Origin of the sequence: Actinomadura sp. K4S16, assembly GCF_008327685.1 — a bacterium.
GTDB lineage: Bacteria > Actinomycetota > Actinomycetes > Streptosporangiales > Streptosporangiaceae > Spirillospora.
In genome coordinates, this window is sequence record NZ_BDDE01000013.1 from 349,085 (window position 1) to 361,598 (window position 12,514).

13 protein-coding genes are annotated in these 12,514 nt (G+C 72.6%); 5 read left to right on the plus strand and 8 right to left on the minus strand.

All coding sequences use genetic code 11. The features are described 5' to 3' along the window. Positions 1–71: 71 nt before the first annotated feature. The gene (locus K4S16_RS16755) at positions 72–1,277 is read left to right on the plus strand and encodes an FAD/NAD(P)-binding oxidoreductase (RefSeq protein WP_149259867.1); all 1,206 of its coding nucleotides are present in this window, start codon (positions 72–74) and stop codon (positions 1,275–1,277) included. A gap of 75 nt (positions 1,278–1,352) precedes the next feature. Here K4S16_RS16755 and K4S16_RS16760 read toward each other — a convergent pair whose 3' ends face one another. Then, a complete protein-coding gene (locus K4S16_RS16760; RefSeq protein WP_149259868.1) occupies positions 1,353–2,228 on the minus strand; it encodes an SAM-dependent methyltransferase in 876 nt (291 codons plus the stop codon). A 267-nt stretch (positions 2,229–2,495) separates the two neighbouring features. On the opposite strand from K4S16_RS16760, the gene K4S16_RS16765 reads away from it, so the two are divergent. Beyond that, positions 2,496–2,867 carry a cyclic nucleotide-binding/CBS domain-containing protein gene (locus K4S16_RS16765; protein ID WP_149259869.1) on the plus strand — a complete coding sequence of 124 codons (372 nt, stop codon included), beginning with the start codon at positions 2,496–2,498 and terminating at the stop codon, positions 2,865–2,867. A gap of 25 nt (positions 2,868–2,892) precedes the next feature. On the opposite strand, the gene K4S16_RS16770 is transcribed toward K4S16_RS16765, so the two are convergent. From K4S16_RS16770 to K4S16_RS16785, 4 genes are all read right to left on the minus strand, one after another. Further along, a complete protein-coding gene (locus K4S16_RS16770; protein WP_149259870.1) occupies positions 2,893–3,552 on the minus strand; it encodes a hypothetical protein in 660 nt (219 codons plus the stop codon). An 11-nt stretch (positions 3,553–3,563) separates the two neighbouring features. Then, on the minus strand, positions 3,564–4,253 hold the full coding sequence (locus K4S16_RS16775) for a hypothetical protein (RefSeq protein WP_149259871.1): 690 nt from the start codon (positions 4,251–4,253) through the stop codon (positions 3,564–3,566). A 150-nt stretch (positions 4,254–4,403) separates the two neighbouring features. Further along, positions 4,404–5,765 carry a M20/M25/M40 family metallo-hydrolase gene (locus K4S16_RS16780; protein ID WP_149259872.1) on the minus strand — a complete coding sequence of 454 codons (1,362 nt, stop codon included), beginning with the start codon at positions 5,763–5,765 and terminating at the stop codon, positions 4,404–4,406. Positions 5,766–6,123: 358 nt separating this feature from the next. Beyond that, entirely contained in the window at positions 6,124–6,564 is a 441-nt protein-coding gene (locus tag K4S16_RS16785; protein ID WP_200841918.1) for a MarR family winged helix-turn-helix transcriptional regulator, read from the minus strand. Between the two features lie 59 nt (positions 6,565–6,623). Between K4S16_RS16785 and K4S16_RS16790 the strand changes: the two genes are divergently transcribed. After that, complete coding sequence (locus K4S16_RS16790; protein WP_149259873.1) at positions 6,624–6,989, plus strand: hypothetical protein; 366 nt, start codon at positions 6,624–6,626, stop codon at positions 6,987–6,989. Between the two features lie 91 nt (positions 6,990–7,080). Here K4S16_RS16790 and K4S16_RS16795 read toward each other — a convergent pair whose 3' ends face one another. Then, a complete protein-coding gene (locus K4S16_RS16795; protein WP_149259874.1) occupies positions 7,081–7,923 on the minus strand; it encodes an oxidoreductase in 843 nt (280 codons plus the stop codon). Between the two features lie 173 nt (positions 7,924–8,096). Here K4S16_RS16795 and K4S16_RS16800 point away from each other — a divergent pair, with 173 nt between their 5' ends. Both K4S16_RS16800 and K4S16_RS16805 read left to right on the plus strand, forming a co-directional pair. After that, positions 8,097–8,639, plus strand: coding sequence for a TetR/AcrR family transcriptional regulator (locus K4S16_RS16800; protein WP_149259875.1), 543 nt, complete (start codon positions 8,097–8,099; stop codon positions 8,637–8,639). A 163-nt stretch (positions 8,640–8,802) separates the two neighbouring features. Then, on the plus strand, positions 8,803–9,870 hold the full coding sequence (locus K4S16_RS16805; RefSeq protein WP_149259876.1) for a glycerophosphodiester phosphodiesterase family protein: 1,068 nt from the start codon (positions 8,803–8,805) through the stop codon (positions 9,868–9,870). A gap of 94 nt (positions 9,871–9,964) precedes the next feature. Here the strand turns inward: K4S16_RS16805 and K4S16_RS16810 are convergent, their stop codons facing one another. Together K4S16_RS16810 and K4S16_RS16815 are read right to left on the minus strand one after the other, a co-directional pair. Beyond that, entirely contained in the window at positions 9,965–11,368 is a 1,404-nt protein-coding gene (locus K4S16_RS16810; RefSeq protein WP_235036855.1) for an NAD-dependent succinate-semialdehyde dehydrogenase, read from the minus strand. Positions 11,369–11,376: 8 nt separating this feature from the next. Next, positions 11,377–12,513 carry an iron-containing alcohol dehydrogenase family protein gene (locus tag K4S16_RS16815; protein WP_200841919.1) on the minus strand — a complete coding sequence of 379 codons (1,137 nt, stop codon included), beginning with the start codon at positions 12,511–12,513 and terminating at the stop codon, positions 11,377–11,379. Position 12,514: the final 1 nt, after the last annotated feature.

A 12,514-nucleotide genomic window follows, 5' to 3' on the forward strand; every position in this document is an offset into this window, starting at 1 on the left:
GCCCTGCCTGGAACCGGTTCCAGGCAGGTGCCAGGCAGGGCGCGCCGCACCCACCCGGAGGGAGCAACCTCATGTCCACCACCCCGCACCGGCACCCCGTCCTGATCATCGGTGGCGGTACCGCCGGGATCACCGTCGCCGCCAGGCTGCGCCGCAAGGGCGTCCGCGGCATCGCGATCCTGGAGCCGTCCGACACCCACTGGTACCAGCCGCTGTGGACCCTGGTCGGCGGCGGCCGGGCGACCGCCGAGCTCACCCGCAGGCCCGAGCGGTCCGTCATCCCGCCCGGCGTGGAATGGATCCGCGACGCCGCCACCGCCGTCGATCCCGACGCCGAAACGGTCACCACCGCGAGCGGCGCCGAACTCCGCTACGAGCACCTGGTGCTGGCCCCCGGCCTGCAACTCGACTGGAGCGCCGTCCCGGGCCTCGCCGAATCGGTCGGACGCGACGGCGTGTCCAGCAACTACTCCCCCGAGTACGCCCCCAAGACCTGGGAGTTCATCCGGAACCTCACGTCCGGCACGGCCGTCTTCACCCACCCCGCCGGGCCGATCAAGTGCGGCGGCGCCCCTCAGAAGATCGCCTATCTGGCCGCCGACCACTGGCGCCGGGAGGGCACGCTGAAGGACATCCGCGTCGTCCTCGCCCTCCCCGAACCGGCGATCTTCAAGGTCGAGACCTACGCCCGCGAACTGGAGAAGGTCGCGGCCCGCTACGGCATCGAGGTCCGCCTGCAGTCGGAGCTCCTCTCGGTCGACCCCGAGCGCCGTGAACTGACCCTCGCCGACCGCGCCGCGGGTGACACGGAGAGGATCTCCTACGACTTCCTCCACGCGACGCCGCCGCAGAGCGCCCCGGACTGGCTGAAGACGAGCCCTCTCGCCGACCCGGCGAGCCCTTACGGCTACGTCGAGGCCGACGCCCACACCCTCGTCCACCCGCGTTACCCGAACGTCTACGCTCTCGGGGACGTCGCCAACCTGCCGACGTCCAAGACGGGCGCGGCCGTCCGCAAGCAGGCCCCCGTCGTCGTCGAGAACCTCATCGCCGGCATGGCGGGCCGCTCCGGCACCGGTCGTTACGACGGCTACACCTCCTGCCCCCTCGTCACGGCCCGCGACAAGATGCTCCTCGCCGAATTCGACTACGACCTCGCTCTCGCCCCCTCCTTCCCCGTCATCAATCTGAAGAAGGAGCGCCGCGACATGTGGTATCTCAAGCGCTACGGCCTGCCCGCCCTCTACTGGCACGGCATGCTCAAGGGCCGCGCCTGAGCAGCGAATCAACGAGGGAAGACGGCTTTTTCGGCCCCGCGAACAACAAAATAGGATTCGGTGTTGGGAATGGCGTCAGAGGCGCACTGCGGTGACCGAGCCTCCGCCGGAGGCCTGCGGCAGTGCTCGCCCGTAGGAGGCGGCGATCTCTTCGAGGGTGCGGAACTCGGTCCGCCAGCCGTGCCGCTCCAGCCACTCCGGCGCGTCCGGGCCGAGTCCGCGCTCGCCGTCGACGGAGCGCGCCGTCATGCCCGGCATGACGCGGTCGGCGCCGGGCACCGTCCGGATCCGTTCGGCCATGGCCTGCAGCGGGATGTGCCCGAACCCGAAGCGGCTGCCGGACATCGAGAGCTCACCGATCGTCGTCGCGATCCGCCGGGCGTCCCGCCTCGGCAGGAAGCCGAGAACGCCCGCGTCCACCCAGTGGGTGGGAAGCGCGGCCCGGAAGCCCGCCTCCAGCAGGGCTTCCGACCAGTTCTGACGCAGGTCGGCCGCGACGACGCTGCGCTCACATGACGGCACGGCCCCGAGCGCGTCCAGGATCGGCTCCTTGAAGGCGAACATCTCCGGGAGGTCGATCTCGAACAGGTGCACCGATCGCGGCAGGCCGAGCCTGAAGGCGTAGGTGTCCAGGCCTGCACCGAGCAGGACGATCTGCCGGCGGCCGGCGGCGACCGCGTCGCGGAGCCCGTCGTCGCCCATCCGCACTCCGATGGTGCGTCCCGGGTAGAAGGTCTCGACCAGTTCCTGCACACCGGCCCAGGTGCCGGCGGCGCCGGCCGGCGCCGAGGGCGCGAGGAACTCCCGTTCGGCCGCGTCGGCGAACGCCTGCGCGTACGGGTCCTCGTACAACCGGTCGGCGCGCGCGGTCTCCCGCGCCCTGATGAGGGCGACCCCGATCGCCGTCACCCCGACGCCCGCCAACGACTCCGGCAACGTCACGGCCGCCATCCGCCGCCTCCCTCGCAGTCGGCACGGCGCTCCGTGCGCCGGTCAGTCAGACACTACCGTCTGCATGAGGACGGCGATCGTCCAGGCCTCGCCACCGCCCGCACATCGTGGCCGTTGTCGCCTGTGTTCACGAGAGAAATCCGTCCGGCGCCCCGTCCCTGGAGGGCGTGCCTGGCGATCCCGCAGGTCAAGGTGACTTTTGGGGCGTTTCCGGCGGGATGGAACGGAAACGCTGCGGCGTGTGGGGCGAACCCATGGGGAGGGAACATGCTGATCAGCAACGTGTACCGGCCGGGCGTCCTCGGCTGCCAGGCGGAGGACCGGCTGGACCAGGTGGCGCGGAGAATGGTGGAGGACGACGTCGGCGCGCTGGCCGTGCTCGACGGGGAGCGGGTCGTCGGGATCATCACCGAGCGGGACCTCGTCGGCGCGCTGGCCCTTACGGCGGATCCGGCGTCCCGGGCCACGGCGTACGCATCGACCAGGCTCAAGACCGCCGCGCTCGACGAGGACTCGCGGGAGGTCGCCCGCCGGATGCTGGAGGAGGGCATCCGCCACCTCCCGGTCGCCGACCGCGGACGCCTGGTCGGCATGGTGTCGATGCGGGACCTGCTCGCCCTGGAGACCTGGGCCCTGTGACGGGCGTGGGCCTTCGGTTCCGGGGTCAGTGCCTCGGGGCCAGGCCTGTGTAGATCGACTTCACGTAGTCCGGGGCCTTGGCGCCCCGGCGGGGGCGGAAGTCGAACGCCGAGCCGTCGGTGAAGTCGATCCGGATGAACCACTCCGGCCGCGGGGTGCGGCCGAGCGGCACCGCCCGCATGCCCCGGACCGCCGCGGACGGGATCTCCCAGCAGGTCGCCAGGGGCCCGGCGGGGTCCTGCGAGTCGCCGAAGGCGCCGCGGACGCGACCGCGCAGCCCGCCCGGCCTTTCGGCGGGACGCGCGAAACGCGACTCCACTGACACCGCGAGCCGCCGGTCCGTGAGCAGCAGCCACGCCTCGTCGGCGTACCCGGCCATGTGGGCGGCGACCGCGGCCGCCGCCGCGTCCGGTCCGGGCGCGTGCGCCCACCCCCACACCACCGGGTCCTCGGCCCATTCGTCGTACCAGAACCGGCCCGTCCGGACCGGGTCGGTCGGGAGGGGCCAGGACGGGTCGGGCACCTGCGAGCCGCCCGGGACGGCGGGCGGGTGCGGGGCCGCGCTCACCCCCCGGACGGTCGCGCCGATGTGGCCGGCGGCGTGGTCGCCCATGACCAGCCTCTCGCCCGGCGCACACCAGTGCGCGCGGGCGATCTCGTACAGTTTCTGCTCGTTGCGCGGCACGTGCTCACCCGTCAGGAGCGTTGCGCGGCGAGGTGGGCGAGCCGTCCCGCCGCCTCGTCGTCTGATGCGGTGATGTCGAAGCCGGAACCGTCGTGAAGCCCGATCCGCAGGACCGGGACCTTGCGGGGACGGTACCCGGAGGGCAGCTTGCGCCGGTCCAGACCGATGTGCGCGATCTGCGCCGCCGGGATCTCGGCGAGGCCCGCGACGCGTGACAGCGGCACCGGTTCGCCCGGTGGATAGGGATGGTCGCGGGCGAGCGCGCGCCCGATCTCCGCCGCCCCGGCGGCGATCCTGCGGGCCCGCGAGAGGACGCCCCCCTGCGGTTCGTCCGGCGCTCCGGATTCGGCGGCCTCGGCCTGCAGCATCGCGACGACGCCGATCCGGTGCGGGGTGAGGACCCAGTAGCGGGTCTCCTGGGAATCGGGAAGCGCCACCCGCGCGGCCAGGCCGCTGCTCGGCCCGTGGACCACCATCGCCGGCGGGTTGAGGCCGTCTTCGCGGAACGCCGAATCCATTCCTGCTCCGACGGCGTTCAGCACGGCGCGTCCGGCCCCGCCCGGGATGCCCCGCCAGTCGTGGCCGTCCACGTCGAAGCGCAGGGCGGTGCCGTGGCAGTACAGGCACAGCAGGACGGGCTCGTCCGGACGGCACCAGTGCCGCCGCAGCGCCAGCGTCCCGCCGAGCTCCCGCCCGCTCATCGGTGCGCCTTCCCGATCACCATGGCGAGATCATAGTGAGGGAGGCGTGCGCCGCCTTCCGAAACTCGTCGACGGCCCGCCCCGTTCGACCGCATCCGGGTCGCCGTGAGGGGCGGCCTCTCACCGAAGCCGCCCCTCACGCTTTCTCCGCTACCTGCGGCGCGCCACGTCGTAGAGGGCGCAGCCGATCAGTTCGAGGGACACTTGCAGCCGCTCCAGGCTGACGTTCTGGGCGATCGTGTCCTCGGGGGTGTGGTAGAGGGGCTCCAGCTGGCTGGGCGCCTCACCGCCGCGCCAGCTGAAGTTGCCCGCCGGGATGCCGCGCTCGTAGAAGGCCTCGTGGTCGCTGGAGCCCCGGGCCGTGGGGCCCTTGGTCTGGTCGGCGTAGCCGAGCCGCTGCGCGGCGGCGTTCACGGCGGCCGTGGTGGTGTTGTCCGCGCCGTCCACCGACAGCAGCCAGTACGTGCCCGCGGGCGGATGGCTGGTGGCGACCATGTCGTTCTGGAAGCAGCCGGTGATCTGGCCGACGCCCGCCTCGTCGAGCTGCTTCACGTAGTACCGGGCGCCGACCAGGCCGTTCTCCTCCGCGCCCCACAGGCAGACGCGGACCGCCTGCTGGGTGGGGAGCCGCTTCAGGACGCGCGCCAGTTCCAGGCACAGGACGGTGCCGCTGCCGTCGTCGTTGGCGCCGGGCGAGCCGGGGACGCTGTCGTAGTGCGCGCTGACGATGACGGCCTTGCCCGCGGGGTTGGGCAGCGACGCCTTCCGCTCGGCCAGGACGTTGTACGAGGTCAGGCCCGTGTGGTGGGTGATCTTGAAGGACAGCCGCCGGGCGCCCGCGCGGATCCGCTCGCCGTGGTACTCGGCCAGGCCCAGCACCGGGATCGCGACCGTCTCCTTCAGGTTCGGGACGAACGTGCCGGCCTTGCGCTCCGGATAGGTCGTCGAGCGCGCGTTGACGATGAGCGCCGCCGCGGCGCCCGCGGCGGCGGCGGCCTTGGCCTGCTCGGTCTCCATGCCGGGGACGCGGTCGAACAGCACGAGTCGGCCGCGCACGTCGCCGGTCACCTCGGTGGCATTGCCCATGTCCGCCACCGTGCCGTCCACGGACGCGACGGCGCCCTGCGGGGAGGCACTGCACTGCCAGTCCCGCTCGCCCCGGGAGCGGATCTCCGCCAGGTACTTGTCGGCGATGGGGAAGGGCTGCAGTTCGACCGTGTAGCCGAGTTCGCGCAGATAGCCGGCGATGTAGCGGGCGGCGCGGTGCTCGGCCGGGGTGCCGGAGACGCGCCAGCCGATCTCGTCGCTGAGCACCTTCAGGTGCCGCAGCGCGCGGCGGGCGTCGACCCGGGCGACCACGGCCTTGTCGCCGGCGGTGAGGGAGGGCGAGCGGAGGGCACCGGGGCGCTGCCGGGTCGCGGCGGCGGCGGTGCCGGGGAGCAGGCCGACGGTCGCGAACCCGGTGAGGGCGGCGACCCCGGCCAGCAGATCACGGCGTTTGACCTCGGACATGGCGTCTCCTCAAGGAGGTCGAGGCCACCGCCCGCCGGCCTCGGATCTCGAGCCGGTCGCGGACGGCGGCGGGACAACGGATCATCCCCCGATTGGGGCGAACCTACGAAATCGCCACTAAAACGACAAGTCTCGGACCGTCCGCACACCAAACCGTGATCAAGATCGCAAAATGTCCACAGACCGATGGACCACCGCTTTCCAAGGCACCGGCCGACCGGCGGAAGGCCAATAGATGACCTGATTCGCGATTTTCACCCGCATTACGAACAGGTAGATACCTCGACCCCGGCAAAGGCCAGCGCGGCATTCGGCAAAATGCGGCCGGAACCTTCGGGCACGCCGGGCGGCGTTCGTCTCAGGCGGGCAGTCCTTCGTTTTCGGAGAGCACGTCCAGTGCGTCGTGCAGTGCGGCGCGCTGGCGCGGGGTGAGCGGGGCGGCGAGTTCCTCGTCCACCTCTTGCGCCGCCGCCGCGCACTTGGCGAGCAGTTCGCGGCCCTGGTCGGTGAGCGTGAGCACCTGCCGGCGCCGGTCGGCCGGATCGCGCCGCCGCTCGATCGCGCCCAGGTCCACCAGGTGGTCGGCCAGCGCGACGACCAGGCTCGGCGCGACCCCCATCCGGGCGGCGAGGTCCTGCTGCGAGGCCGCGACGCCCGCCTCCAGCGCCGCCATCAGCCCGGCGTGCTTGGGCTTGACGCCGTAGCCGGCGATCTTGCGGGCCAGCCGGTCCCCGACGATCGCACCGAGGGTCCCCAGCCGGAAGGCCACCGTCCCCGGCAGCGGCTTGACGTCACGCATGGCTCGAATCATACTCACACTCAATCATTCAAAGCATGAATCATTTTAGAGGTGAAGAGATGGGCGCCATGGAGGTCACACTCGTCACGGTCAACGCGGTCGCGGCACTGGTGTCGGGCGGGTCGAGCGTGCTCGGCGCCGCCCGCCCGAGCCTGGCGCTTCCCTCGGGTGAGGCGGTCACCGCCGGGGTCGACTTCTACGCCCGCGTCTATGCCGTCCGCGCGATCCCGCTGAGTCTCGCCGTCATCGCGGCGCTCGTCACCGCCGACGCCGCCGCGATCGTGCCGCTGCTGATCGTCGCCGGCGCCGTCCAGGCAGGGGACGCGGCACTCGGCATCATGCGCCGCGTGCCCGGAATGGCCGTCGGCGGCGGCGTCCTCATGCTCGTCCACCTGCTGTCGGCCCTCTGGTACGCCACCCACTGAACAGCGGACGCGGACTGGTGCCGCGTGCGCGGATCTCCAGGATCAGCGAACCGTCCGGGTCCATGCCCTTCGGGCCGCTGAGCCCCGCAGGTCAGCGCTGGGAGGCGGGGAAGTCGGTCGAGCTGCTCACGCCGGCCCACTGCTCGGTCTCCGCGGCGCGGGCCTCCGCGGACCTGCGGGCGGAGACGAGGGCGTCGCTGCCGAGAAGGAGGCGGCGGGGCGGGTCGTCGGCGCCGACCACGTCGATGACGGCCTGGGCCGCGCGGGCCGGGTCGCCCGGCTGGGTGCCGTCGTTGGCCTGGCGGTAGCGGTTGATGGCGCCGACGGTCTCCTCGTAGTCGGGGCCGACCGGGTGCAGCCGCATGGACGAGCCCTGCCAGTCGGTGCGGAAGGCGCCCGGCTCCACGATGACGACCTTCACCCCGAAGGGCGCCGCCTCGTTGGCGAGCACCTCCGAGAAGCCCTCCACCGCGAACTTCGCGGTCTGGTAGGCGCCCATGCCGGGGGTGCCCCCCACGCGTCCGCCGATGGACGAGACCTGAACGAACACCCCCGAGCGCTGCTCGCGCAGGACGGGCAGCGCCGCCCGCGTCACGTTCACCACCCCGAACAGGTTGGTCTCGACCTGGGCACGGAAGTCCTCCTCGGCCATCTCCTCGATCGGGGCGCTGTTCGCGTACCCGGCATTGTTGACGACCACGTCCAGGCGGCCGAAGGCACCGGTGGCCTCCTTCACCGCGCCGACGGCCGCGGCGGGGTCGGTGACGTCCAGCGCGACCGCCCGCACCCGCTCGCCGAACCGGGCCACCACATCGTCCAGCTGCTCCGGACGCCGGGCGGTCGCGACGACCTGGTCACCGGCCGCCAGGACCGCCTCGGTGAGATGGCGTCCCAGACCCCGCGACGCCCCCGTGATCAACCATGTCCTCGCCATGAGCCCCTCTCCCCCTTCGGACGTCGGCAGTCGGCCGCCGCTCGCTCTCGTCCCGTCCACCGAGACGGAGCCGACCTTAACTGCCCCATACTTGTGACATTTAAGCTAGCATTCTCGACAGCTCTGTGTCGATAGACCAACCATGTGCCCTGGTGATGGGTATCTTTGGGCGGGTGAGATCAGACGCGGCGCGCAACCTGGAACTCGTCCTGCACACGGGCGCACGCCTGCTGGCCGACGACCCCTCGGTGAGCATCGCCGCCATCGCCGCCGCGGCCGGAGTGGACCGGCGCACCGTCTACCGCCGTTTCGCCTCCCGCGAGGAGCTGCTGCTCGCCGTGTACGGCGCCCGGTACGACGCGGTGGAGAAGGCCATCGCCGCCGCCAGGCTCCGCGAGGCCCCGGTGGAGGTCGCGCTCCACCGCCTCGTCGAGGGGATCGTCGCGGTGAACCGCGAATGGCCGGTCGAGACGAGCCGCATGCTCCGCGACGAGACCCTTCGGGAGCGCCGCCGGCCCCTCATCGACGCGGTCGACGCCTTCCTCCGGCGCGCTGCCGACGAGGGCCTGGTGCGAGGGGACCTGCCGTCCGGCTGGGTGGCGTCGCTCCTGCCGCCGCTGATGCTGCACGCCGCGGAGGAACTGCCCGAGCTGAGCCCCGCACAGGCCGCCGACGTGGTGGTCGAGACGCTGCTGCGCGGCGTCGGTGCCCGCTGAGGCGCACGTCGGCGGCGGGGCGACGGTCCTGGTCCGGCGGTTTCGGCGGCGGGGCCGGGTTCGGGGAACGTTCATGGCCCCATCACGCCACGTCAATCAAGGGTGCCGGCCCTCGCTCTAGCGTCGCGGGGGTTGATCGGAGCATGACCGAGCGGAGGACTCCATGTCCGTGCGCCTTGTCCTGACGAGTCTGGCCCTCGCGGCCACGGTGGCCGCGCCGGCGGCCGCCAACGCGTCGACCACCGGGAGTCCCGGCGTACTGCCACAGAAGACCCAGTTCGACCTGCAGGCCCACCGCGGCGGCATCGGCATGACGACCGAGGAGTCGCTGGAAGGCTTCGGCAAGGCCATGCGTCTGGGCGTCACCACCCTGGAGCTGGACACGCACGTCACCAAGGACAAGAAGGTCGTCGTCAACCACGACCGGCAGATCAGCGCGCAGAAGTGCCGCGACACCGCGCCGGCCACGCCGGGCGACCCGATGTACCCCTACGTCGGCAAGTACATCAAGGACCTGACCCTGGCCCAGATCAAGACCATGGACTGCGGCTACCAGCAGCTGCCCGGCTTCCCCGAGCAGGAGGTCGTCCACGGTTTCCGGATGGTGGAGCTCAAGGACGTCCTGGGCCTGGTGAAGCGCTACCGCGCCAAGCAGGTCAAGCTCAACATCGAGACCAAGGTCGAGGCGGGCGCGCCCGAGCAGACCGCGCCGCGCGAGCTGTTCGTCCGCCGGGTCTTCGAGGAGATCCGCGCGTCGGGGATCGAACGGCAGGTCACCATCCAGTCCTTCGACTGGGGCGCGCTGAAGGTCATGCACCGGTTCGCGCCCAGGTGGCCGCTCGTGGCGCTGACGAACTACGACTTCCTCCAGGTCGGACGCCCCGGCGCCTCCCCCTGGCTGGGCGGCCTGGACGTCGACGACTACGACGGCGACTTCGTGAAGGCGGCCGCCGCCATCAAGGGCGTCACGGCCCTGTCGCCCAACTACGGCTTCCCGCAGAACGGCAAGGTCGGCGAGCCGGGCTTCCGCTTCTACCCCGACCGGGCGATGGTCACGCAGGCCCACGCCCGCGGTCTGAAGGTCGTCCCGTGGACCTGCGACGACCCCGCCACCGTCGAGGCGCTCATGGACATGGGGGTCGACGGGATCATCACCAACTACCCGAACCGCGTCCGCAAGATCATGGCCGACCGCGGCATGCGGCTGCCCAAGGCCTACCAGCCGCGCTGACCGGCCCAAAGGGCGCGGCCACTTAGATCACGGCACGGAACGGCCATCGGATCGACATCGTCGGTGCGGTGGCCGCTTCCGTGCCGGAGCAGGTTCACGGGACGGCCAGGTACTTCACCTCCAGGTACTCGTCGATGCCCTCCAGACCGCCCTCCCGGCCGAGGCCCGACTGCTTGACGCCGCCGAACGGCGCGGCCGCGTTGGAGACCAGGCCGCGGTTGACGCCCACCATGCCCGCCTCCAGCGCCGCCCCGACGCGCATGGCGCGGCCGAGGTCGCGGGTGAAGAGGAAGGCGACCAGACCCGCCGGGGCGGCGTTGGCCGCCGCCACCATGCTCGGCTCGTCGGGGTAGGCGGCGACCGCGGCGACCGGTCCGAAGATCTCCTGCCGCGTGATCGCGGCGTCTTCGGGGACGCCGGTGAGGAGGGTGGGCGGGTAGAACCAGCCCGGCCCCGCATGCGGGGCGCCGCCCAGCCGGATCTCGGCGCCGCGCCGCTTCGCGTCGCCGACCAGCCCGTCGACCCGCTCCACGGCGTCCCCGTCGATCAGGGGGCCGACCTCCCGGCCCACCTCCAGTGCGGCGAGGCGTTCGCGCAGCGCGCCGGTGAACTCCTCGGCGACGGCCTCGTGGACGAGGAAGCGGTTCGCCGCCACGCACGACTGCCCCGAATTGCGCATCTTGGCCGTCACGGCGCCCTCGACGGCCGCCGCGACGTCGGCGTCGTCGAAGACCAGGAACGGCGCGTTGCCGCCCAGTTCCATGGAGGCCCGCAGGACGCCCCCGGCGCTCTGGGCCAGCAGGAGCCGGCCGACCTCCGTGGAGCCGGTGAAGGACAGTTTGCGCAGCCGCCCGTCACCGAGCAGCGCACCGGTGACCTCGGCCGGCGCCGTCGTGGGGACGACGTTCACCACCCCGTCGGGCACGCCGGCCTCGGCGAGCAGTTCCGCCAGGGCGAGGGCGGACAGCGGGGTGGCCTCGGCCGGTTTGAGGATCACCGTGCAGCCGGCCGCCAGGGCGGGCGCGACCTTGCGGGTCACCATGGCCAGCGGGAAGTTCCACGGCGTGATCAGGTAGCACGGCCCGACCGGGACGCGCGCCGTGACGATCCGGTAGTCCCCGGACGGCGCGGTGCGGTGCTCGCCGCCCACGCGCACCGCCTCTTCGGAGAACCAGCGCAGGAAGTCGGCGGCATAGGCCACCTCGGCGCGCGACTCGGCGAGGGGACGGCCCAGTTCCCGGGTCGCCAGCCGGGCGAGCGCCTCCGCGCGCTCGGTCACCAGTTCGTAGGCCCGGCGCAGGATCTCGGCCCGTGCCCGGGGAGCGGTGGCAGCCCAGGACGGCTGCGCGTCCGCGGCGGCGTCCAGCGCCTGGAGCGCGTCCCGCGCGGTCGCGTCGGCCACCCGGGCCGCCACCCGGCCGGTCGCCGGGTCGAGCACCTCGAACGCGGAGGCCGCCTGCCGCCACGCGCCGCCGATGAACAGGCCGTCCGGTGCCATGTCGCCGCTCATCCGGCCGCGGCCAGGATCGCGGTGATCTCGTCGGCGGACGGGAACCGCGGCGTGTTCACCGTGACCTCGTCCTCCAGCGCGTCCCTGGCCAGCAGGTCGTGGTCCTCGCCGGTGACGCCGTGCTCGGCCAGCCCGCCGGTCAGACCCACCCGGGCCCCCAGGGCGCGGACGGCCTCGATCGCGGCGTCGGCGTTCCACGCGTCGGGTTTGGCGGTGTCGCCGACGCCCATGGCGAAGCCCACCTGAGCCGTCCGCTCCAGCCGTACCGGCAGGTTGAAGCGCAGGACGTGCGGGAGCAGCGCGGTCAGCGCGACGCCATGGACGATGTCGAACCGTCCGCCGAGCGGGTGCGCGATCCCGTGGCACAGGCCCAGCCCCGTGGCCGCCATGCCGACCCCCGCCATGTGGGCCGCCAGCAGCATCTGCGAGCGGGCCTCCAGGTCCTTCCCGTCGTCGTAGGCGTGCGGCAGGTGCGTCGAGACCATCCGGACGACCTGCAGCGCGAGCCCGTCCGACCAGGGGTTGGCCCGTACGGAGGAGAACGATTCCAGCGCGTGGGTGAGGGCGTCCATGCCGGTGGCCGCGGTGGGGCCGGGCGGCAGTCCCACGGTGAGCTCCGGGTCGAGCACGGCGGCCTCGGGCAGCGTGCTCGCATGTCCGACGTAGAACTTGCGGTGGGTCTCGACGTCGGTGATCACGCCGAAGGCGTTGGTCTCGGCGCCGGTGCCCGCCGTGGTCGGCACGGCGATGATCGGCAGGCCGGCGCGGCGGAACTCGCCGCGGTAGTCCAGGTCGCGTCCGCGCTGCGGGTTGACCGCGGCCAGCGCGATGCCCTTGGCGGCGTCCATGGCCGATCCGCCGCCCAGCGCCACCAGCAGCTCGGCCCGCGCGTTCTCGGCGGCGACCGCGCCCGCGCCGATGTCATCGGTGGTCGGGTTGGAGTGCACGCCGGCGAAGACCGCGACGTCCCCGTCCGGGAGCGCGTTCCGTACGGCGTCGAGCACGGGGGTGGCGGCGATGCCGGCGTCGGTCACCACGAGGACTCGGCGCGACCCGGCGAGTTCGCCGAGGGCGCGGACCTTGCCGGGCCCCAGGTGGGCCGCGGGCATCGGAGTGAGGGCGAGTTCGTTCATG

Bases quoted from the DNA above. Each gene is read 5' to 3' on its own strand.
- K4S16_RS16785 (WP_200841918.1), bottom strand. From the start codon at position 6,564: ATGCGTGACGTCAAGCCGCTGCCGGGGACGGTGGCCTTCCGGCTGGGG.
- K4S16_RS16795 (WP_149259874.1), bottom strand. From the start codon at position 7,923: ATGGCGAGGACATGGTTGATCACGGGGGCGTCGCGGGGTCTGGGACGC.
- K4S16_RS16780 (WP_149259872.1), bottom strand. From the start codon at position 5,765: ATGTCCGAGGTCAAACGCCGTGATCTGCTGGCCGGGGTCGCCGCCCTC.
- K4S16_RS16760 (WP_149259868.1), bottom strand. From the start codon at position 2,228: ATGGCGGCCGTGACGTTGCCGGAGTCGTTGGCGGGCGTCGGGGTGACG.
- K4S16_RS16765 (WP_149259869.1), top strand. From the start codon at position 2,496: ATGCTGATCAGCAACGTGTACCGGCCGGGCGTCCTCGGCTGCCAGGCG.
- K4S16_RS16755 (WP_149259867.1), top strand. From the start codon at position 72: ATGTCCACCACCCCGCACCGGCACCCCGTCCTGATCATCGGTGGCGGT.
- K4S16_RS16775 (WP_149259871.1), bottom strand. From the start codon at position 4,253: ATGAGCGGGCGGGAGCTCGGCGGGACGCTGGCGCTGCGGCGGCACTGG.
- K4S16_RS16810 (WP_235036855.1), bottom strand. From the start codon at position 11,368: ATGGCACCGGACGGCCTGTTCATCGGCGGCGCGTGGCGGCAGGCGGCC.
- K4S16_RS16790 (WP_149259873.1), top strand. From the start codon at position 6,624: ATGGGCGCCATGGAGGTCACACTCGTCACGGTCAACGCGGTCGCGGCA.
- K4S16_RS16805 (WP_149259876.1), top strand. From the start codon at position 8,803: ATGTCCGTGCGCCTTGTCCTGACGAGTCTGGCCCTCGCGGCCACGGTG.
- K4S16_RS16815 (WP_200841919.1), bottom strand. From the start codon at position 12,513: ATGAACGAACTCGCCCTCACTCCGATGCCCGCGGCCCACCTGGGGCCC.